The organism is Streptomyces sp. NPDC102259, assembly GCF_044766465.1.
In the GTDB taxonomy this organism is placed as follows: domain Bacteria; phylum Actinomycetota; class Actinomycetes; order Streptomycetales; family Streptomycetaceae; genus Streptomyces.
On record NZ_JBIWMA010000017.1, the window covers coordinates 32,051 to 51,316 of the forward strand.

A 19,266-nucleotide genomic window follows, 5' to 3' on the forward strand; every position below is an offset into this window, starting at 1 on the left:
GGTGCCGGCGTTCCCTTACGGTCGTCCACGTGTCAGCCCGCGACATCGAATCCCTCCCCCGTGAGAGCCACGAACGCGTCCTCCAGGGAGGCCCGCTCGACGGCGAAGCCGCGGACGCGGACGCCCGCCGTCACCAGCGCGGCGTTCAGATCGGCGAGATCGCGGTCCGGGGGCGGGGCCTCGGCAGTCACGCGGTCCTCACCGAGGACCACGTCGTCCGCCCCCTGTTCCTTCAGCACCCGGGCCGCGTCCGCCGGGTCCGGGGTCGTCACGACCAGTCGGCCGCGCGTTCCCGCGGCGAGGTCGGCCACCGGGCCCTGGACGAGCAGTCGGCCCTGTGCCATCACCGCCGCGTGCGTGCACACCTGCTCGATCTCGTCGAGCAGGTGCGAGGAGAGGAAGACGGTCCTGCCCTCCGCGGCCAGTTCCCGGATCAGCGAGCGGATCTCCCGCATGCCCTGCGGATCCAGGCCGTTGGTCGGTTCGTCGAGGACGAGCAGCCGACGGGGCTGGAGAAGGGCGGCGGCGAGGCCCAGGCGCTGCTTCATGCCGAGGGAGTACGCCTTCGCCTTCTTGGCGGCGGCGGCCGTCAGACCCACCCGGTCCAGCGTCGCCGAGACCCGTGCACGCCGGGTGCGCGGATCGGCGGTCGGGTCGGCGGCGTCGTAGCGGAGGAGGTTGTCGCGGCCGGAGAGGAAGCCGTACAGGGCGGGGCCCTCGATGAGGGTCCCGACGTGGGGCAGCACGGCACGCGCGGCCCGCGGCATGGGTTGCCCCAGGACGCGGGCCGAGCCGGCCGTGGGTTCGATGAGCCCCATCAGCATGCGGATGGTGGTGGTCTTGCCGGAGCCGTTGGGGCCGAGGAAGCCGAAGACGCTGCCCGCCGGGACGGTCAGGTCGAGGCCGTCCACGGCGAGCTGTCCACCGCGGTAGCGCTTGGTGAGGCCGCGGGTGTGGATGACGGCGCCGTCGTCCCCGGACTCCGGCACGGGCTCCCGCACAGGCTCCGTGGACTCCGGCACGGGCTCCCGCTCGGACACCGTGGACTCCGGCACGGGCTTTCGTGCCGACTCCGGGACGGGCTCCCGCGCCGCCTCCGGGACGGGCCCCCGTACCGACTCCGGGACGGGCTCCCCTACTGACTCCCCCATCGGCTCGCTCCCCCTCCGGCTTCCCGGCCTCCGGTGTCCGGAGGCCGGCCTCTGCCCTACTTCACCCGCTCCACCGCTTCGTCACTTCGTCACTTCACCGCTTCATCATTCACCGCTCGATCACTTCGCACGCTTCGACCGCCGGCCTACTTCGCCGCGTTCGCCGCCTTCACCAGGGCGTCCTTGGTGACCGCGCCGACGTAGACCTTGCCGTCGTCCGTCATCAGGGCGTTGATCAGGCGGGTGGAGAAGACGGTCCCGGAGCCGAACTTGCCGGTCACCTTGTCGCCGAAGGAACCGAGGAAGCCGCCGAGGTCGCCGCCGGCCTCCGCGCCCGAGGGCATGCCCTCGCCGCCGGTGTCGAAGACGGCCACGGACGTCCAGCCCTCGCCGAGGACGTTGAGCCCGTCGAGGCCGTCCGGGCCCTCGACGCCCTCCACGCCTTCGAGACCCTCCACGCCGTCGAGACCCTTCGCGAGGTCGTCGGACTTCTCGGAGTGCCTGGGGGCGGACTCCCCGGCCTCGTCACCCTCGGTGAGTTTCGCGCCCTTGGGGGCGGTGAAGTCGAAGGTGGACGCGGCGGGCTTGGCGAAGCTGACCTGGGTGAAGCCGGCGTCCACGACGGCCGCGCCGCCGCTCGCCGGGGTCAGCGTGAACTTCAGCGGCAGGCCCGTCTTCGCGTCGACGGCCACACTGATCGCGCCGACCGTGGAACCGGACTGCTTCGGCTTGACCAGCAGCTTGTAGGCGTCACGGCCGGCGACCTGGACGGTGCCGTCGACGGTCACGGAGGTCGTGTCGTCGACCGCCTTCAGAGCGTCCTCGGTGAGCTCCTTGGGCGTGGCGGGGACCGGGGTCTCCGCCTTCCCGGAACCCTTGCCGGAGCTCTCGTCGGCGGTCGAGTGGTAGACCTCGTTGGAGGCGCTGTCGTACCCCCACACGTCCTTGCCGTTGTGGATGACGCTGTACTCGGCCGCGTTCTCCAGCAGCGAGAGTTTCTGCCGGTCCGGGCCGTCGGCGGCGACGCGCAGGGTGTGCGTGCCGGCGGCGAGTTCGGTGAGCTTGGTGGACGGATCGGCGGACGAGCCGTCGCCGCCCTGCCCGGTGGCTCCCGAGAGGAGCCCGCTCTCCAGACCGCCGAGGTCGGGCAGCCCGAGATCGGTGCTGATCTTCACCGTTCCGGACAGCTGCTGTACGTCCGAAGCGGCGATCTTGTCGAGGAGCTGCTGTGCGGTGATCTTCGGCAGGTCGGGGTCGCCGGAGTCGGCGAGCGCCGGGACCAGCCCGATCGTCGCCGCCGCGACACCGATCACGGTGACCGGGACGATGTACCGTGCGGCCTTGCGCCGTCCGAGGCGCAGGTCGTCGGCCTCTCCGGCGGTCGACTCCCCGCCGGTGGTGGTGTCGTCGGATGCCTTCGGTGCCATGTGTGCCTTACCTCCGTCGTCGGCGGCGGCTGGTCATCTCGCGCCTGAACGTCCCCACCCCAAGCCGCCATTCTCACCCGAATCGGTGAGGAGTGGTGTTTTCCGTGGTTCCCATCTGACCAAATCGACCACGGGTAAGCGTCAGCCCGAGGGCTCAACTCCCGTACGCCTGCGGTATGACACAAAGGTGACGAGCCGGCATCCGACCCGTAGGGGTCGCTGGGGTCAGCCCGCCCGGTGGACCACCGCGTCGCAGAGTTCCATCAGCGCCGCCTTCGCGTCGCACTCCCGCAACGGCGCCAACGCGGACCGCGCTTCCTTCGCGTACCGCACGGTGTCCCGGCGGGCCTGCTCCAGCGCCGGGTGGGCCCTGAGCGCCTCCAGCGCCTCGGTGTGCCGGGCGTCGTCGGTCAGGTCGGAGTCCAGCAGCTCGCACAGGGCGATGTCCTCGGGCAGCGACAGCCGCGCCGCCCGCTCCCGCAGCCGCAGCACGGGCAGCGTGGGAACGCCCTCGCGCAGGTCCGTGCCCGGCGTCTTGCCCGACTCGTGCGAGTCGGAGGCGATGTCCAGGACGTCGTCCGCCAGCTGGAAGGCGACGCCGAGCCGCTCGCCGTACTGCGTGAGCACGTCGACGACCGTCTCGTCGGCGCCGGACATCATCGCCCCGAACCGGCAGGCCACCGCGACCAGCGAGCCCGTCTTGCCGCCGAGCACGTCGAGGTAGTGGTCGACCGGGTCCCGTCCGTCCGTCGGACCCGCGGTCTCCAGGATCTGCCCGGTGACCAGCCGCTCGAACGCCTCGGCCTGCACCCGCACCGCCTCCGGCCCGAGGTCGGCCAGGATGTGGGAGGCGCGGGCGAAGAGGAAGTCACCCGTGAGGACGGCGACGGAGTTCCCCCAGCGGGTGTTCGCGCTGGACACCCCGCGCCGCACGGCCGCCTCGTCCATCACGTCGTCGTGGTACAGCGTGGCCAGGTGGGTCAGCTCCACCACGACGGCCGACGGCACGATGCCGGGCGCGTAGGGGTCGCCGAACTGCGCCGCGAGCATCACGAGCAACGGCCGGAACCGCTTCCCGCCCGCGCGTACGAGGTGCTGGGCGGCCTCCGTGATGAACGGGACCTCACTCTTGGTGGCCTCGAGCAAGCCTTCCTCGACAGCCGCCAATCCGGCCTGGACATCGGCTTCCAGAGCCTGGTCCCGCACGCTCAGCCCGAACGGCCCGACGACGGTCACGAGGGGTCTCCTGTCTGCTGGTGTCTACTGGCGATTACGCGGTTTGTCGATAGGTCTCTGCCATCACTCAAGTCAGCGTATCCGGTCACGTTTCGATCACCGATAGCCCCCACGTCCCGCAGGCTCGAATGGACTCGCCCGGGCGGCGCCCCGCAGGCCAGGCGCTATCGGATCCCGCCCGATATGTTTTCGATCAGCTCATATGAGCGGACATGGAGAGAGTTTCCGGGAAGCGGAGATTCATGTCCCGGACCGCGGCACCCGTCGGGCCGACGGGCCCGGCCGCCCTCTCCCCACGTGACGACGATCACGCATTCTCTTCAGCCTCCCCCGCGCGCGTCGGGCGCGACGGCAGGCGATTCTCCCCCGCGGTCCATTGCCGGTCCTTTAACAACGACTTGGGTTTAATGCCCGATTCGCCGCTCTTGTGAATGCTGGTGACTTGGCTCACCCCCCAGGGGGATCCGACCCGACCTCGTCCTTCACCGATTCTCCGCACCCCTCAAGCAAGTTGAAGGTTTGCACCCACAAAGGATCAAGCACCTCATAGGTCACAGACCAAGGTCAATAGGGGTGATCTGTGAATCCGGTACTTGTTTCGGACATGTGCTCTCGCATACGTTCCCGGCCTGTCGGGTGGAACGCCGAATCCTGCCGCCGCCCGAACACCCATCGATACCGCTCGGCAGGAGCGGGGGAACCAGGTAAGTCGCCGAAACGGATTTTCCGGATGTCTTGGATAACCAAGACTTTTCGGACAGCCGGGACGGCTTGGGGTCAAGCCGCGACCGTCAGGACGCGACCGGGCAGCTCCCGCCCGAACCCGACAGCTCACCTCGCAGGCGCCGGAGAGGAAAATCGTCATGCCCGCTGCCGCTCAGACGCGCCGCAACCGTTTCGTCCGCACGCTCGCCGTCGCCGCCACCGGCGCGGCCGTGCTCGCTCTTCCCGTCCTCGGGGCGACCACCGCCTCCGCGGCGACCCCGGCCGTCTCCACGGCCACCAGCCTCGGCTACGCCAACAACCTCGACGGCTGGATCCGTGCCTCCCTCCAGGTCATGGGCCAGCACGGCATCCCGGGGACGTACAACGGCATCTACCGCAACGTCATCCGCGAGTCCTCCGGCAACCCCAACGCCATCAACCTCTGGGACTCCAACGCGGCCGCGGGCATCCCGTCCAAGGGGCTGCTCCAGGTCATCGACCCGACCTTCCGCGCCTACCACGTCAACGGCACGTCGTGGGACTCCTACGACCCGGTCGCGAACATCACCGCCGCCTGCAACTACGCGGCCGCGCGCTACGGCTCGATCGACAACGTGTTCGGCGCGTACTGACCGTCCCGCCGACCGGTCGCCGATATCGGCAGCCGGTCGCGGTGCCGGTGGCCGTCCGCCGGTAGCCGGCGTCGGTGGCCGGTAGCCGGTAGCCGGTAGCCGGTAGCCGGTAGCCGGTAGCCGGTAGCGGTTATGGAAACAGTTGTTCGAGGACGACGGCCACGCCGTCGTCCTCGTTCGACGTCGTCACCTCGTCGGCCACCGCCTTGAGTTCCGGATGGGCGTTGGCCATGGCTACGCCACGAGCCGCCCAGTCGAACATCGGGATGTCGTTGGGCATGTCCCCGAAGGCGATGGTGTCCTCGGGCCGCAGCCCCAGGTGTTCGGCGGCCAGGGCCAGACCCGTCGCCTTGGTGATCCCGCAGGGCTGGAGCTCGACCGTGCCCGGCCCCGACATGGTGACCGTGGCCAGCGAACCCACCACCGAGCGGGCCGTCGACGCCAACTCGTCGTCGGACAACGTGGGATGGCGTAGCAGCACCTTGCTGATCGGCTCGCACCACAGGTCGTCGCGCCGGCCGACGCGCAGGGCGGGCAGCGTCGGGTGCGGCATCCGGTAGCCCGGCTCGATGAGCGTCAGCCCGTCGACCCCGTCCTGGTCGACGGCCGCGTACAGCTGGCCGACCTCCGCCTCGATCTTGCCGAGCGCGGTCTCGGCCAGCTCCCGGTCCAGGGTGACCGACCACAGCAGACGGTCCGCGCCGGCGTCGTACAACTGCGCGCCCTGCCCGCACACCGCGAGCCCCCTGCTGTGCAGCCGGTCGAGCAGCGGGCGCACCCGAGGCGCGGGCCGTCCCGTCACCACCAGGTGACGTGCCCCGGCGGCCGCCACCCTCGCGAGCGCGTCGAGCGACCGGTCGGAGAAGGTGTCGTCGCCGCGGAGCAGCGTCCCGTCCAGATCGGTGGCGATGAGGGAGTACGCGGTGCGCGCGGCATATGCGGTGGGTGCGGCCATGATCAGAGAATACGGACCCCGGGCCCCCCTGGTTCGACGCGAACCGGACGACGTTCGTGTCCTGTCCTGTTCTGCCAACTCCCCTTGTGCGCCTGGCTCACGACTGGCTGCCGACCGACTCAATGAAACGGCTTTCTGGCACATCGCCGGGTAGCGGACGGTTAAAGGCCTCTGCACCGGTTGGCAGCAACATGCGACGCTATCTACCGCGACGCCCGGGTGGAGCGGTACCGTCCAGGTGTCCAGGGGGGACTTGATCGGGGGGTCAGGTTGAGCAGTGGGCGCATTCGTGTGCTGAGGCCGCAGGACCTCGGCGAGGGGGAGAGGGAGCGGTGGCGCGCGCTGCGTGCCGCGTCGGCGCTTCCGCGAAACCCCTTCATGGAACCGGAGTTCACCGACGCCGTGGGCCTGCTACGGCCACGCTCGCGGGTGGCGGTGGTGTACGAGGGGCGTGAGCCGGTCGGCTTCCTGCCCCATGAGCGGGGCCGGCTCGGACGGGGCCAGGCACTCGCGTACGGCGTCTCGGACGCGCAGGGCGCGGTGCTGGCCCCGGGTCTCGGGCTGAATACCGACGAACTCATGCGGGCGTGTGCCCTGTCGAGCTTCGCCTTCGACAACCTGGAGGCGGAACAGGCGCTGTTCATCCCGCACGCGGCCGAGGAGTACGCCTCCTATGTCATCGACGTCGAAAAGGGTTACGAGAGCTACGAGTCCGTACTGCGCGCCCAGTCGCCGAAGTTCCTGAAGACGACGCTGTCCAAGGAGCGCAGGCTCGGGCGTCAGGTCGGGGAGCTGCGGTTCGTGTTCGACGAACGCGATCCGGCCGCGCTGCGCACGCTCATGGCGTGGAAGTCCGCGCAGTACCGCAGGACCGGCCGCCGGGACCGGTTCGCGCGGGAGTGGATCACCCGGCTCGTGGACGCGCTCTCCGCGACGCGCGCGCCGGAGTGCTCCGGCACGCTCTCCGTCCTCTACGCCGGCGGCCAACCGGTCGCCGCGCACTTCGGACTGCGTTCGTCGACCGTCCTGGCCTGCTGGTTCCCTTCGTACGAACCGGAGTTCGCGAAGTTCTCACCCGGCCTGGTGCTGCATCTGCGGATGGCCGAGTCGGCCGCCGCCGAGGGCATCGGCCTGCTCGACCTGGGGCGGGGCGCGGCCGAGTACAAGGACTCGCTGAAGACCGGGGAGCTGCCCGTGCACGAGGGGGCGTGGTCGCGTCCGGGGGTGGGCGCCGCGCTCTCCTGGCTCAGCCGTGAGCCGTCCCGCCGCGCGCATCACTTCGTGCGCAACCGGCCCAGGCTCGCCGCGGCGGCCGCACGGACCTTGAAGGGCGCGGGCCGACTGCGCCGATCGTGAGAGGTGGCCGCGGCCGGCCGACATGGGGGCGTGACTGGCCCGACGGGCGTGGCGGGTGCGACGGGCGTGACGAATGCGACGGGTGCGACGGCCGTAATCGGCGTGAGACAAGGGGGGTTCATGTACCGCGCTGCACGTGCACAGCAGGAGATACAGAGGTTCCTGGACATCGAGCCGGTGCAGGTCGCCGAGCTCGAACTGGACGACGGCGGTGTCCTCGAACCGGGTCCGGGCAGTCCGCCCCTCACGCACGGCGAGGTGTTCGTGCTGGTCAGGAGGGGTGGGCAGCCGATCGGGACGCTGCTCGGGACGGTACCGGAGGGTGCGGACCCGAAGGCGGTCCTGACGGGCCTGGCCACTCGCGAGCGGGCGCCCTGGGTGCCTTCCGCGAAGCCCGCGCTCGGGACCGCCCCGACCGCCACCGTCCCGACCGCCACCGTCCCGGCTGATACCGGTTCGGCGACTACCGGTTCAGCGACTACCGGTTCGGTGACTACCGGTTCAGCGACTACCGGTTCAGCGACTACCGGTCCGGTGACTACCAGTCCGGTCGCCACCCGTTCGACCGGTTCCGTCCCGTTCACCACCGTCGTCGTCGCCACCCGTGAGCGCGCCGAGAAGCTCGCCCATGCCCTCGACTCGTTGCTCGCCCAGGACCACCCGGATTTCGAGATCGTCGTCGTCGACAACGCGCCCGTGACGGACGCGACCCGGGACCTGGTCGAGCTCAAGTACGCCGAGCGCGTGCGGTACGTCATCGAACCGGCGCCCGGTCTCGCCGTCGCGCACAACAAGGGTGTCGAGACCGCCCGCGGCGAGGTGATCGCCTTCACCGACGACGACGTCGTGGCGGACCCACGCTGGCTCACGGAACTCACCGCGCCGTTCACCGCCGACCCGGGCCTCGGCTGCGCCACCGGCCTGATCCTGCCGGCCCGGCTGCGGACCCCTGCCCAGGTCCTCCTGGAGAGTCACGGTGGCTTCGCCAAGGGCTTCACGGCCCGCACGTACGACCCGATGGACCCGCCCGCCGACGAACCGCTGTTCCCGTTCACCGCGGGCCGCTTCGGCTCCGGCGCCAACATGGCCTTCCGCACGGAGATACTGCGGGCGGTCGGCGGCTTCGACCCGGCGACCGGCGCGGGGACGCTCGCGCGGGGCGGCGACGACCTCTACGGGTTCGTCCGGATCCTCGCCGGGGGCCACCGGCTGCACTACACGCCGCTGGCCCTGGTCTGGCACCACCACCGGGAGACCTGGCGGGACCTGGAGACCCAGGCGTACGGCTACGGCGCCGGCCTCACCGCCTACCTCACGGCGATCCTCGTCAACCGGCCCGGCCTGCTGCCCGCGTTCCTGGCCCGGCTGCCCCGGGGGCTCGCCCACGCGCGGACGCTGACGGCGAGCCGCGGGGCGGAGCCCACGGCGGACGGCGCGCCCGGCGCTCACGACGCCCGGACCCACGCCTGGCCCACCCGGCTCTCCCGGCTCCAGCGACGCGGCATGCTCTACGGGCCGGTGGGCTATCTGCGGGCGCGGCGCGCGCTGCGAGGTGCTGCGCGATGACGGCGTCCGCGCACAGAGCCGACGGGGAAAGCGGTGGCGACAAGGGCGGCGACGACGGCGTCGAGACCGGTGGCGACAAGGGCGGCGACGACAGTATCCCGGTGTTCCTGTATCACGCCGTGATGGAGGAACCGCCCTCCTGGATCGCCGAGTTCACCGTCAGTCCGAAGCAGTTCGGCGAGCATCTGGACGCCGTCGTGGACAGCGGCCGTACGCCCGTCACGATTAGCGCGCTCGCCGACCACCTCGCGGGACGGGCACCGCTGCCGCCCCGGCCGGTGCTGCTCACCTTCGACGACGGCTTCGCCGATCTGCCCGGCGCGACCGCCGAGGCGCTGGCCGGACGCGGGCTGTCCGCCACCGCCTACCTCACCACCGGAGCGATCACCCGCGGCGGGCGCAGCCTGCTGCCGCCCGCGCCGATGATGACGCTGGAGCAGGCGGCGCAACTCGAGCAGTACGGCATGGAGATCGGCAGCCACACCGTCACCCACGCCCAGCTGGACACCCTCGCACCCCGGGCGCTCGCGCACGAACTACGGGTGTCGCGTTCGGTGTTGGAGGACGCCCTCGGCCACCAGGTCCGTCATCTCGCGTACCCGCACGGCTACAACAACGGACGGGTGCGGCGTACGGCGGCGGCCGCGGGCTACGAGACGGCCACCGCCGTCCGGCACGCGCTCAGTTCGGACCGCGACGAGCACTACCGCATCGCGCGGCTCATCGTGCGCCGCGGTCACACCGTCGCCGACGTCCGGGGCTGGCTGGCGGGATCCGGCGCCCGGGTCGCCCCGTACCGCGACGGACCGAGGACGGTCGGCTGGCGCTGGTACCGCCGCGCCCGCGCCGTCGTACAGGGGCCGGTGTTCGCGGGTTGATCCGAGTTCGACGATTTTGGTGTGAAAAGAAGAGAAAATTCCTATAGTTGGCTTGAGGGAGGGGGGCCTCGACGTGCAACACCATGTGCCCGTACCGAGCACCGAGAGCAGCGAGCTGCCCACCCCTGATCTCTCCACCGGACCCGGTAGTTCCGGCAGTCCCGGCAGTCCCGGCAGTCCCGGCAGTCCCGGTAGTCAGGGCAGTCAGGGCCGCCCGACCACCGGCGGTGTCCGCAGACCCTGGCGGATCCCGCGCCGCCGACCGGACGCCGGCCTCCTGACGCTGCTGCTCGCCGCCGGACTGTGGGGGTACGCGCTGCCCCGCATCGGCTTCCGCGAGATGGGCGACTACGGCCTGCTGGACCGGCTGCCGGTCGCCTACTACCTGTCGTTGCTGGTCCTGACCGCCGGCTTCCTTCTCAGTCTGCGGCGCGCGGGCACCGCACCCTGGTGGCCGGCCGCGCACTGTGCCGCGCTGCTCCTCGCGCTGAAGGCGCCACCGGCGGTGCTGTACGACGCGGTGCGCTACCCGTGGGCCTCCAAGCACGACGCCATCGTCAACACGCTGCTCGCCAATGGTGAGCTGCGACCGGGCGCGGCGCTCTCGGGCAACATGTCCGCGTACGACCAGTGGCCGGGCTTCTTCACGCTCAACGCGGGCCTGGTGCGCGCCTTCGGCGTGGAGAGCGCCGCCGTGTACGCCAACTGGGCGCCGATCGTCGTCGGCCTGCTCATGCTGCCGGTGCTGGTCCTGATCTACCGCACCTTCTGCGAGGACTGGCGGCTGATCTGGACCGCCGTGTGGATCTTCCAGCTCGCCAACTGGGTGGGCCAGGACTACTTCGCCCCGCAGGCGCTCGCGTATCTGCTGCATCTGACGGTCCTCGCGGTGGTGCTGCGGCACTTCGTGCGGCCCGGATCCGCCGGACGGCTGCGCGACCGCACCTTCCTCGATCCGGTGGCCGCGCCCGTCCCGCCGCCCACGGGCAGAGGGCAGCGCGCGGTGTGCGTGGTGATCCTGGCCCCGCTGATCGCCGCCATCAACGCCACGCACCAGCTCACCCCGGTGATGCTCACCATCTGTCTGGTCGCGCTCAGCCTCACCCGCCGCTACCGCAACTACGGGCTGCTGGTCGTCGCCGCGCTGCTGATGCTGACCTGGGACCTGACCATGGGCCGGCCGCTGTTCGTCGAGACGCTCTCCGCCATCAAGAAGTCGATCGGCGAACTGACCGAGAACTCCCGCGCGGGCTACGCGGGACAGCTCACCGGACCCGGGCCGGAACTCGCGGGCACCGCCAACGTGGCGATGGTGCTCGCGGTCGCCGTCCTCGCCGGGACCGCCGTCGTGCTGCGGCGCCGACTGACGCGCAGCGCGCTGCCCCTGCTGCTGGTGTCCGTCGCCCCGGTACCGCTGTTCGCCGTCAACGACTACGGCGGCGAGATGCTCTTCCGCGTCTATCTGTTCGCCCTGCCCGGCGCGGCCTTCTTCGCCGCCGCCGCACTCGTGCCGGCCGTGGCGGGGACCCACCGCAGCCGGGCGAAGGCGCTGCGGCGCAGGACGGCGGCCTTCGCCCTGCCGACCGTCCTGCTGGTGCTGCTGGCCGGCTTCCTGCCGTCGTACTACGGCAAGGAGAAGATGTTCTACACGCCGCCGGCGGAGACCGCGCTGGTCACCAGGGCCCTCGACAACGCCCCCGACGGCTCGCTGATCCTCGCCACCAGCGGCTCCTTCCCGCAGGCACTCCACCGCTACGACCGCCTCGAGCACTGGTTCTTCGCCGAACAGGCGCTGCCCGAGAACGAGAAGATGCTGAAGGACCCGGCCCGTTACCTCGCGGACGGGATCCCACCTGGCACGAAGGCGTACGTCGTCCTCACCCGCACCCAGGACGTCTACGCCGCCGGCGAGGGCCTGCTGCCGCCCGGCGGCTTCGAGACCCTTCGTTCGAAGCTGTCCGCCTCGCCCCTCTTTTGGACCGTCGAGAGCCATCCGTACGGCGTCGTCCTGGAGTACCGCCCGGCCACCCGACGAATGACCACAAGGTGATCGAAGTGACGACCGCAGACTCCGAGGACACCGACAACGAGAACGCCGCAGGCAGGGCCCATGGGCACCTGAGCCACGTGAATCCGGGCGCCGTCGATCCGGGCACCATGGACCTGGGCCACGCGGTCATGGGCGACGGCATCACGGGCGAGGCCGAAGGGGCCAAGGGAGTCGGGTTCACCTCGACGCATCTGAGAGTCCTCGTCGGGGCCTCGGGCTGGCCGGCCCTGGCCGCCACCGCCGTACCCGGCCCCTCTCCGCTGCGCTGGATCCCGGTGCTGCTGTTCGTCCTGTTCGGTCCTGGCTGCGCGGCGCTGTATCCGCAGCCGGGTCGCCTGGCCTCCGGCGCCAGGCTGGAGGCGGTCGCACTCGCCGCGCCCATCAGCCTCTCCCTCGGCGTGCTCACCGCCACGTCGCTGTTCCTGGTGGAGGCCTTCTCGATGACCGCCTTCCTGGTCTCGCTCGCCTGCTTCACCACGATCACCGCGGCCCTGCCGGGGCTGCCGCTGCCCGCCGCCCGGCGCGGCGCGGTCGAGCGCGCCAAGGTCAGGCGAAGGCCGTCCGGCGGCAGTGACCTATGACGGGGCGGCATCGGCTGCGCGGGCCACGCAAGCCGCCCGAACCGCGCGGGTTGCGGAACGTGAAGAACCACATGGGGGACGGCTTGGCGGACGGGCTGGGCGACAGCTCGGCCAACGGACCGGGCCCCAGCTCGGGGGACGGCTTGGGTCACGGCTCGGGGGACGGCTTACGGAACGGTTCGGTGCACGGACCGTCGGCCGGAGCGCAAAGCGACCCGGCGGACGAACCAGGGGACGACCCGGCGGGCGAGCCTGCGGACGGACCAAAGAGGGAACCAGTGGACGGCCCAGGGAAGGAACCGGCAGACGGCCCAGGGAAGAAGCCGGTGGACGGACCAGGGAGGGGCCTGGGGAGCGCGAGGCGCGGCTTCACGGCTGTCGCGTTGGTGGCGGTGGCCGCGCTGCTCGCCGGGCTCGGCGTCTGGGCTGCCGGCCGCTCCGAGGACCCGGATTCCACCGCGGACGCCCTGCCCGACAACGCGGCCTCGGGTGAGCTGCCCACCGGTCCCTGCGCCCCCACCGACACTCTGATCCCGCCCTGCGGCGCCTGGTGGGGCGCCGCCGTGCCGTACGCCGAGGACGGCTCGCTCAAGGACGCCGTGCACGGCTTCGAGAAGAGGATCGGCCGCAAGCTGGACCTCGTCTACAACTACCACGACATGTCGGGCACCAAGCTCGACGGAGAACTGCTCACCCCCGACGAACAGGAACTGGGCGAGGACAGGCTGCTCATGCTGGCCTGGGAGTCCACCGTCTGGACCGAGCCGCACCACGAGAACTGGACGGAGACCCAGCTCGGCTGGAGGAACATCGCCTCCGGCAAGCTCGACGAGGAGATCCTCGATCCGCAGATCCGGCGTATCAAGGCCTACGGCAAACGCGTCTTCCTCTCCTTCGACCAGGAGACCGACGCCCGCATCAAGGAAGGCGCGGGCACCCCGGAGGAGTTCGTCGCCGCGTACCGCCATGTCCGCGACCGGTTCCGTGAACTGGGCGCCGACAACGTGGTGTGGGTGTGGACCGTCTCCGGCTACCTCGGCAGCGCGGCCGACATGAAGGCGCTCTACCCCGGGGACGAGTACGTCGACTGGATCGCCATGGACCAGTACAACTACTACCAGTGCCACGACACCACGGACTGGAAGGACTTCCTGTCCAGCCAACGGCCCAGCTACGAGTGGCTGCGCGAGAACATCAGCGACGACAAGCCGGTCATGCTCGCGGAGTTCGCCACCGCGCCCGACGCCGACGCCCCGCGGCGCCAACGCGACTGGTACACCCAGATTCCCGCCGCCGTGAAGAAGCTCCCGGAGGTGAAGGCGCTGGTGCACTGGAACCGGCCGACCTCCGAGAAGCCGGTGTGCGATCTGACCGTCAACGAGGGCCCGGGTCTGGAGGGCTACCGGGAGGCGGGTAGGAACGGTTACTTCCACCAGCCCGTGCCGTCCCGCTGACCGCGCCCCGCGGCTTCCCAACCTTCGCGCGGCCACGCGTGGCGAGCGGCAGGAACGCGGCGGCCACCGCGAGGACGACGAACAGGGGCAGGGCCGCCGGCGCGAGCTCCTGCCGCCACACCCAGCCGCCCACCGCGACGAGATACAGGACGCCCCAGCACCCCGGCCACGTCAACCACCGATCCGCCCGCCTGAGCAGCAGCCACAGCGGTACGAGACACAGCAGCTGCACGGCCGGCGGTGCCCAGCGCAGCAGCGGTCCGGGTCCGTCGAGCCCCGTACCCTCCGCGAGGAATCCGGCCGCCTTCGCGTACAGCGCTCCTCCGACCGGTGACGGCTCCCGGCCGAAGGCGAGGGGTACGGCGTACAGGGCGAGCAGTACCGAACCCAGGGCGGCCCCCGGCAGCAGTGCGCCGCGCGTCACGCGCAGCGTCACCGCGCCGACGAACACCACGAGCAGCAGGCCTCCGGCGACGAGCGCCGTGAGCGGCAGCGCGGCCAGCAGCTGACGTCCGGTCGGCACGTCCTCGGGCGGGCCGTCGAGCCAGGGCAGATCGCGCAGTGCGCTCCAGAAGGCCACGGTGGCCACGCCGAGCAGGCCCCACAGTCCGCCCGCGACCCACCGCTCCCGGCTCCCGGCGGAGGCGGACCGATCCCTCGCGACCTCCCGCGCCGACTCGTCCCGCCCGTCGGCCTTCTCTGCCCCCTCGGTCCTCTCTGCCCTGTCGGTCCCCCCTGCTCCCGCAGTCCTCTCTGCCCCCTCGATCCCCTTGTTCCTCTGGACGGCTTCGGGCTCGTGCGGGGGCCGCCTTATCAACGCCAGTGTGTCCGCTTGCAGCGCCTCGCGTTCGTATCCGGGGCGTCCTATGAACAGGGTGACCGTGTCCTCGTCGACGCCGTCGCGTTCGTGAGCCGCCCGGCGTGCCCAGTTCGTGCCGTACCCGGCGGTGGCGTTCAGCCGTGCCCAATGGGTGCCGTAGGCCGGGGCGGCGGAAGACCGGCCGACGGGCGGACGGTCGTTGCGGCGCAGCGCGGAACGCAGACCGGCGGCGGAGACGGCGGCGATCAGCGTCATGCTGATCAGCACCGCCCAGCCCGCGCCCGCGATCCCGGCCGGGCCGAACAGCAGGGCGGCACTGCCCAGCACCAGCGCGCACATGGCGCCCTGGAGCGCGGCGAGCACCCCGGTGCGGCCCTGCACCCGCAGCACCCCGATGTACAGCTCGACCACGACCCGGGGCAGCGCCCCGGCGGCCAGCAGCCGCAGCACGGCGGTGCCGTGCTCGGCGTAGTCCTCGTGGAACGGCAGCAGGATCTGCGGGGCGAACACCACCAGGACCAGCACCACCGGCACCAGCAGCAACGTCATCCGGCGCAGCGCCCCGCGCACGCCCTCGGCGAGCTGGCGCGGATCGTGCGAGGCGTGCGCGGTGAGGGAGGAGGCCATGTTGATGGCCATGAACTCCATCGTGCCGCCGACGGTGTACGCCACGTAGAAGTAGCCGTTCTCCGCCGCGCTGAAGCGGACCGCGACCATCACCGGCAGCAGGTTGATCATCGCCAGGCTGAACAGCGCGCCCAGCGAGTCCCCGGCCAGGAAGCGGCCCATCTCGCGCAGTCGGGGAGGCTCCAGATCACGGTCGATGGCGGCCTGGCGCGGGATCAGCCGACGGAAGACCAGCCAGCCCAGCGGCAGCGTCGAGAACGCGATCGCGACGGTCCAGGACACGAAGATGCCGAGCACCGGCAGCGCGGTCGCGCACACCGCCAGCAGGATCAGCTTGCCGACGGAGAACACCGCGTTGCCGATGGGCACCCAGCCCGACCTGCGCAGACCGGTGAGGACCCCGTCCTGGAGCGTGAGCAGCGCCCACGCCACGCACGCGACGACGAACGTGGCCCCCGCGGCGGCCGTGCCGAGCGGCGCGTACGTCGCCCCCCACAGGTCCAGGGTGAGCAGGAAGGCGAAGGCCGCGACGGCCACGACCACCGAACTGGCCGCGTACGCCCGCCACACCAGCGAGCCCGTGGCCCGCCCCGCGCGCGGCACGAAGCGGACGACGGCCCCGATCATCGTCGTCGCCGTGATGCTGGCGAGCAGCCGCATCGCCGCGATCGCGGCCGAGCCCTGGCCGACGGCCTCCTCCGAGTAGTAGCGGGCGGCCACCAGCCAGAAGCCCAGGCCCAGCACGGCGGACACGCCCGTGCTGAGCATCAGGAAGTAGGCGTTCTTGAACAGGGATGCGGAGCCGCGGGTCCTGTCGGCCGGCGCCGCGTCGGCCTTGTCCTGTGCGACGGGCGGCGCCGAGGGCTCGGGTACCTGGATCTCGGCCTGCGTCTCAGCCACGGGTCGGCTCCAGCCCTCCCGGCGCCTCGGCCGGCCGTACGCCGGACTCCTGGAGCACCTCGACGATCTGCCGGGCCCGCAGCGGATCCACGGGCAACGCGTGCCGGGCGAACCAGCGTGCCCCGGCGGGATCGGGCGAGGGGTCGGTGAAGGCGGCACCCGCGTAGTCGTCCAGAGGCGGGTCATAGAGGTACCCGACGACGATGCCCCGCCGTGCGAGCGCTGCCCTCGCGGCGTCCCGGTCGGCGACGAACAGGGGTACCCGGAACAGGGGTTGGACCCGGTCGGCGCGGGGTGCGCCGGGCCGCGCCCACGGTGTGGACAGAAGCAGTTCCGTGCCCGCCCGGCAGGCCGCCAGCACCTCGTCCAGCCGGTCGAGCCTGCGGCCGATACGGCCCGCTCTCAGCGGTCCTGAGCGCAGCCGGTAGTCGTGCATGTCGACGCGGACCCAGGAGTCGTGCGCGGTGAGGTCCGGCGCTTCGTCGACGGCGCGGACCAACTCGGCCGACCGCAGCGGCATCCGGATCTCCTCCCGCTCCATCAGCCCGAGCAGCCGCATCGTGGCCCAGGCGGCCCGCCGCAACCGCAGCCCCCGCACGGCCGCCTCCGCGTACGGCCGGACGGTGTAGGCGAGTTCCGCCGTGAACCGCCCCGGCAGCAGCAGATCCTCGCAGCTCTTCGCCAGGGCCTCGCGCAGTCCCGGGTCGGCGCAGGCCAGGAATCCACCGGCCTTCGCGCCGACGTGCTTGGACAGGCTGAAGACGGAGGCGTCCCCCCAGGCCCCGACCGGTCTGCCGCCCACTTCGCTGCCGATGGCGTGCGCCCCGTCCTCGAACAACGGGATGCCCAGCGCGTCGCACTTCTTCCGCAGGCGCGGCGTGTCGTCCGGGTTGCCGTACAGATTCGTCGTGAGGACGCCGGAGAGCGAGCCCCACACCTCGTCGGGCACGGCATCGATGTCGATCGACGCGTCCAGCGGGTGCAACGGCGCCTGCACGGGCCGCAGTCCGGCCGCGAGCAGGACGAAGAAGATCACGTCGTCGTTGACCGGCGACATCAGTACCCGTCCGCCGGGCGGGCACCAGTGGCGCAAGGCCACGTACAGCCCGAATCGGCACGACGGTACGTACACGCATTCCCGGCCGAGTCTGTCGCGCATGGTCGCTTCCAGCCGTTTCGGCCGTGAGCCACGCCGCGCCGACCCGAGGCCGGCCTCCCCTATGGCCATCCGCCCCCCAGTTGTGCCAGGGGAAGGCCCCCTCCCCGAGGCCTTCCAGCACCCGCCCAGAGTCTCCCCTTTCGCACCGGTCCGTCAAGATTGCGGTCCGGCCGGTGGACGACTCGGGGTGAGCGACCGGAAGCGGAGAGCTGCCGGCCCGCGGGCCTCGCCGGTCCGGCCCCCGTGTCACTTCCGCGACGTCGGCCGTAACGTGTGGCGCGGCTCGGCGCACCCGCGCGACACCGGCTCGGGGTACGGCGGGCCCGACATGGCGAGCACCAAAGAGTGCACGAAAGAGAGGCAGTACCCGATGCCCCCCTTCGACCTTCCCGAGGGCGACCCCTTCGGTTCGCACAACCTCCCGTACGGCGTCTTCTCCCTCCCTGGGTCCACGGAGCGGACCGTCGGCGTCCGGCTCGGCGACCATGTCCTCGACGCGGGCGCGGCGGCCCGCGCGCTCGGCTCGCCACACGCCGGCCTGCTCGCCTCGCCGACGCTCGACCCGCTGCTGGCGGCGGGACGCTCGGCCTGGTCGCAGGTGCGCCGCGCCCTGACGGAGTGGGTGACCGACCCCGCCCACCGGTCCACCGTCGAACCGCTCTTCCATCCCCTTTCCGACGTGACCCTGCACCTTCCCTTCCAGGTCGCCGACTACGTCGACTTCTACTCGTCCGAGCACCACGCCCGGAACGCGGGAGCGATCTTCCGCCCGGACGCCGGAGACGTCCTCCTGCCCAACTGGAAGCACCTGCCGATCGGCTACCACGGCCGGGCCGGGACGGTCGTGGTCTCCGGCACGGACGTCGTCCGCCCGTCCGGCCAGCGCAAGGCGCCCGCCGACCCGGCTCCCGTGTTCGGCCCTTCCGTACGGCTCGACATCGAGGCCGAGGTCGGCTTCGTGGTCGGCGCGCCCTCGCGGCAGGGCAGCCCGGTCGCGCTGACCGACTTCCGCGAGCACGTCTTCGGTCTGTGCCTGCTCAACGACTGGTCCGCCCGCGACCTCCAGGCCTGGGAGTACGTCCCTCTCGGCCCGTTCCTCGCCAAGTCGTTCGCCACGTCGGTGTCGGCGTGGATCACCCCGCTGGAGGCTCTGGAGAACGCCCGGGTGACGCCCCCGGAGCGGACCCACCCCCTCCTCCCCTACCTGGACGACGCGGCGGCCGAACCGGGCGGTTACGACCTGCGCATCTCCGTCGCGCTCAACGGTCACGTGATCTCCGATCCGCCCTTCGCCACCATGTACTGGACGGCCGCCCAGCAACTCGCCCACCTCACGGTGAACGGCGCCTCCCTGCGCACGGGCGACCTGTACGGCTCCGGCACGGTGAGCGGCCCCCACCCGCACGAGCGCGGCTCCCTGCTGGAACTGACCTGGAACGGCCGTGACCCGCTGGAGCTCCCCGACGGCAAGCGCACGTTCCTGGAGGACGGCGACGTGGTGACCCTGTCGGCGTGGGCCCCCGGCCCCGGCGGAGTACGAGTGGGCCTGGGAGAGGTGAGCGGACAAGTGATCGCGGCCGAGTGAAGCACCCGGTGACAGGCCCAGCGACGGCCCCAGCGCCAGCCCCAGCAACGGGTCCGTCACCGGAGCATTGAATCGGGGCGTCGTCGTGGGCTGACTCCCGGAGTAACCGCCGTCATACTGGCGGGGGGCACGGTTCTCGTGCCGGGCCCCCCGCCCATGGCAGGCCGCACGCACGCGGGCACGC

Annotated in this window: 14 protein-coding genes and 1 riboswitch; of the genes, 8 read left to right on the plus strand and 6 right to left on the minus strand. The window is 71.5% G+C overall.

Annotated elements, in window-relative coordinates:
• Window positions 1–32: 32 nt before the first annotated feature.
• The 3 genes from ACIRPU_RS31290 to ACIRPU_RS31300 all read right to left on the minus strand — a co-directional run bounded on the left by ACIRPU_RS31290 (window position 33) and on the right by ACIRPU_RS31300 (window position 3,814).
• The gene (locus ACIRPU_RS31290; protein WP_403873195.1) at window positions 33–1,151 is read right to left on the minus strand and encodes an ATP-binding cassette domain-containing protein; all 1,119 of its coding nucleotides are present in this window, start codon (window positions 1,149–1,151) and stop codon (window positions 33–35) included.
• 146 nt (window positions 1,152–1,297) lie between these two features.
• On the minus strand, window positions 1,298–2,578 hold the full coding sequence (locus ACIRPU_RS31295) for an outer membrane lipoprotein carrier protein LolA (protein WP_403873198.1): 1,281 nt from the start codon (window positions 2,576–2,578) through the stop codon (window positions 1,298–1,300).
• A gap of 225 nt (window positions 2,579–2,803) precedes the next feature.
• On the minus strand, window positions 2,804–3,814 hold the full coding sequence (locus ACIRPU_RS31300) for a polyprenyl synthetase family protein (protein ID WP_403873201.1): 1,011 nt from the start codon (window positions 3,812–3,814) through the stop codon (window positions 2,804–2,806).
• 632 nt (window positions 3,815–4,446) lie between these two features.
• Window positions 4,447–4,674: riboswitch (cyclic di-AMP (ydaO/yuaA leader) on the plus strand.
• A 3-nt stretch (window positions 4,675–4,677) separates the two neighbouring features.
• Here ACIRPU_RS31300 and ACIRPU_RS31305 point away from each other — a divergent pair.
• Window positions 4,678–5,151 (plus strand): transglycosylase SLT domain-containing protein, encoded by a 474-nt coding sequence (locus ACIRPU_RS31305; protein ID WP_403873204.1) that lies wholly within the window; start codon window positions 4,678–4,680, stop codon window positions 5,149–5,151.
• Window positions 5,152–5,281: 130 nt separating this feature from the next.
• Here ACIRPU_RS31305 and ACIRPU_RS31310 read toward each other — a convergent pair whose 3' ends face one another.
• The gene (locus ACIRPU_RS31310; protein ID WP_385553718.1) at window positions 5,282–6,106 is read right to left on the minus strand and encodes an HAD family hydrolase; all 825 of its coding nucleotides are present in this window, start codon (window positions 6,104–6,106) and stop codon (window positions 5,282–5,284) included.
• Between the two features lie 291 nt (window positions 6,107–6,397).
• Between ACIRPU_RS31310 and ACIRPU_RS31315 the strand changes: the two genes are divergently transcribed.
• From ACIRPU_RS31315 to ACIRPU_RS31340, 6 genes are all read left to right on the plus strand, one after another.
• Entirely contained in the window at window positions 6,398–7,462 is a 1,065-nt protein-coding gene (locus tag ACIRPU_RS31315) for a GNAT family N-acetyltransferase (protein WP_403873208.1), read from the plus strand.
• Between the two features lie 120 nt (window positions 7,463–7,582).
• Window positions 7,583–9,028 carry a glycosyltransferase gene (locus ACIRPU_RS31320; RefSeq protein WP_403873211.1) on the plus strand — a complete coding sequence of 482 codons (1,446 nt, stop codon included), beginning with the start codon at window positions 7,583–7,585 and terminating at the stop codon, window positions 9,026–9,028.
• 122 nt (window positions 9,029–9,150) lie between these two features.
• Window positions 9,151–9,906, plus strand: coding sequence for a polysaccharide deacetylase family protein (locus tag ACIRPU_RS31325; RefSeq protein ID WP_403873548.1), 756 nt, complete (start codon window positions 9,151–9,153; stop codon window positions 9,904–9,906).
• Between the two features lie 73 nt (window positions 9,907–9,979).
• A complete protein-coding gene (locus ACIRPU_RS31330; protein WP_403873214.1) occupies window positions 9,980–11,956 on the plus strand; it encodes a hypothetical protein in 1,977 nt (658 codons plus the stop codon).
• Between the two features lie 5 nt (window positions 11,957–11,961).
• On the plus strand, window positions 11,962–12,537 hold the full coding sequence (locus ACIRPU_RS31335) for a hypothetical protein (RefSeq protein WP_403873217.1): 576 nt from the start codon (window positions 11,962–11,964) through the stop codon (window positions 12,535–12,537).
• Window positions 12,538–12,863: 326 nt separating this feature from the next.
• Entirely contained in the window at window positions 12,864–13,991 is a 1,128-nt protein-coding gene (locus ACIRPU_RS31340; protein WP_403873220.1) for a glycoside hydrolase family 26 protein, read from the plus strand.
• Here ACIRPU_RS31340 and ACIRPU_RS31345 read toward each other — a convergent pair.
• Both ACIRPU_RS31345 and ACIRPU_RS31350 read right to left on the minus strand, forming a co-directional pair.
• Window positions 13,912–16,338 (minus strand): lipopolysaccharide biosynthesis protein, encoded by a 2,427-nt coding sequence (locus tag ACIRPU_RS31345; protein ID WP_403873223.1) that lies wholly within the window; start codon window positions 16,336–16,338, stop codon window positions 13,912–13,914. The genes ACIRPU_RS31340 and ACIRPU_RS31345 overlap by 80 nt on opposite strands.
• Window positions 16,331–17,566, minus strand: a complete 1,236-nt coding sequence (locus tag ACIRPU_RS31350; protein WP_403873226.1) for a DegT/DnrJ/EryC1/StrS family aminotransferase — start codon at window positions 17,564–17,566, stop codon at window positions 16,331–16,333. The genes ACIRPU_RS31345 and ACIRPU_RS31350 overlap by 8 nt, the downstream gene beginning before the upstream one ends.
• Window positions 17,567–17,867: 301 nt before the next feature.
• On the opposite strand from ACIRPU_RS31350, the gene fahA reads away from it, so the two are divergent.
• Entirely contained in the window at window positions 17,868–19,082 is a 1,215-nt protein-coding gene (gene fahA / locus ACIRPU_RS31355; RefSeq protein WP_403873229.1) for a fumarylacetoacetase, read from the plus strand.
• Window positions 19,083–19,266: the final 184 nt, after the last annotated feature.

What these genes read in the sequence shown, in the direction of transcription:
- ACIRPU_RS31305 (WP_403873204.1), top strand. Translation starts at nt 4,678, where the DNA reads ATGCCCGCTGCCGCTCAGACGCGCCGCAACCGTTTCGTCCGCACGCTC.
- ACIRPU_RS31310 (WP_385553718.1), bottom strand. Translation starts at nt 6,106, where the DNA reads ATGGCCGCACCCACCGCATATGCCGCGCGCACCGCGTACTCCCTCATC.
- fahA (WP_403873229.1), top strand. Translation starts at nt 17,868, where the DNA reads ATGCCCCCCTTCGACCTTCCCGAGGGCGACCCCTTCGGTTCGCACAAC.
- ACIRPU_RS31325 (WP_403873548.1), top strand. Translation starts at nt 9,151, where the DNA reads ATGGAGGAACCGCCCTCCTGGATCGCCGAGTTCACCGTCAGTCCGAAG.
- ACIRPU_RS31320 (WP_403873211.1), top strand. Translation starts at nt 7,583, where the DNA reads ATGTACCGCGCTGCACGTGCACAGCAGGAGATACAGAGGTTCCTGGAC.
- ACIRPU_RS31295 (WP_403873198.1), bottom strand. Translation starts at nt 2,578, where the DNA reads ATGGCACCGAAGGCATCCGACGACACCACCACCGGCGGGGAGTCGACC.
- ACIRPU_RS31350 (WP_403873226.1), bottom strand. Translation starts at nt 17,566, where the DNA reads ATGGCCATAGGGGAGGCCGGCCTCGGGTCGGCGCGGCGTGGCTCACGG.
- ACIRPU_RS31290 (WP_403873195.1), bottom strand. Translation starts at nt 1,151, where the DNA reads ATGGGGGAGTCAGTAGGGGAGCCCGTCCCGGAGTCGGTACGGGGGCCC.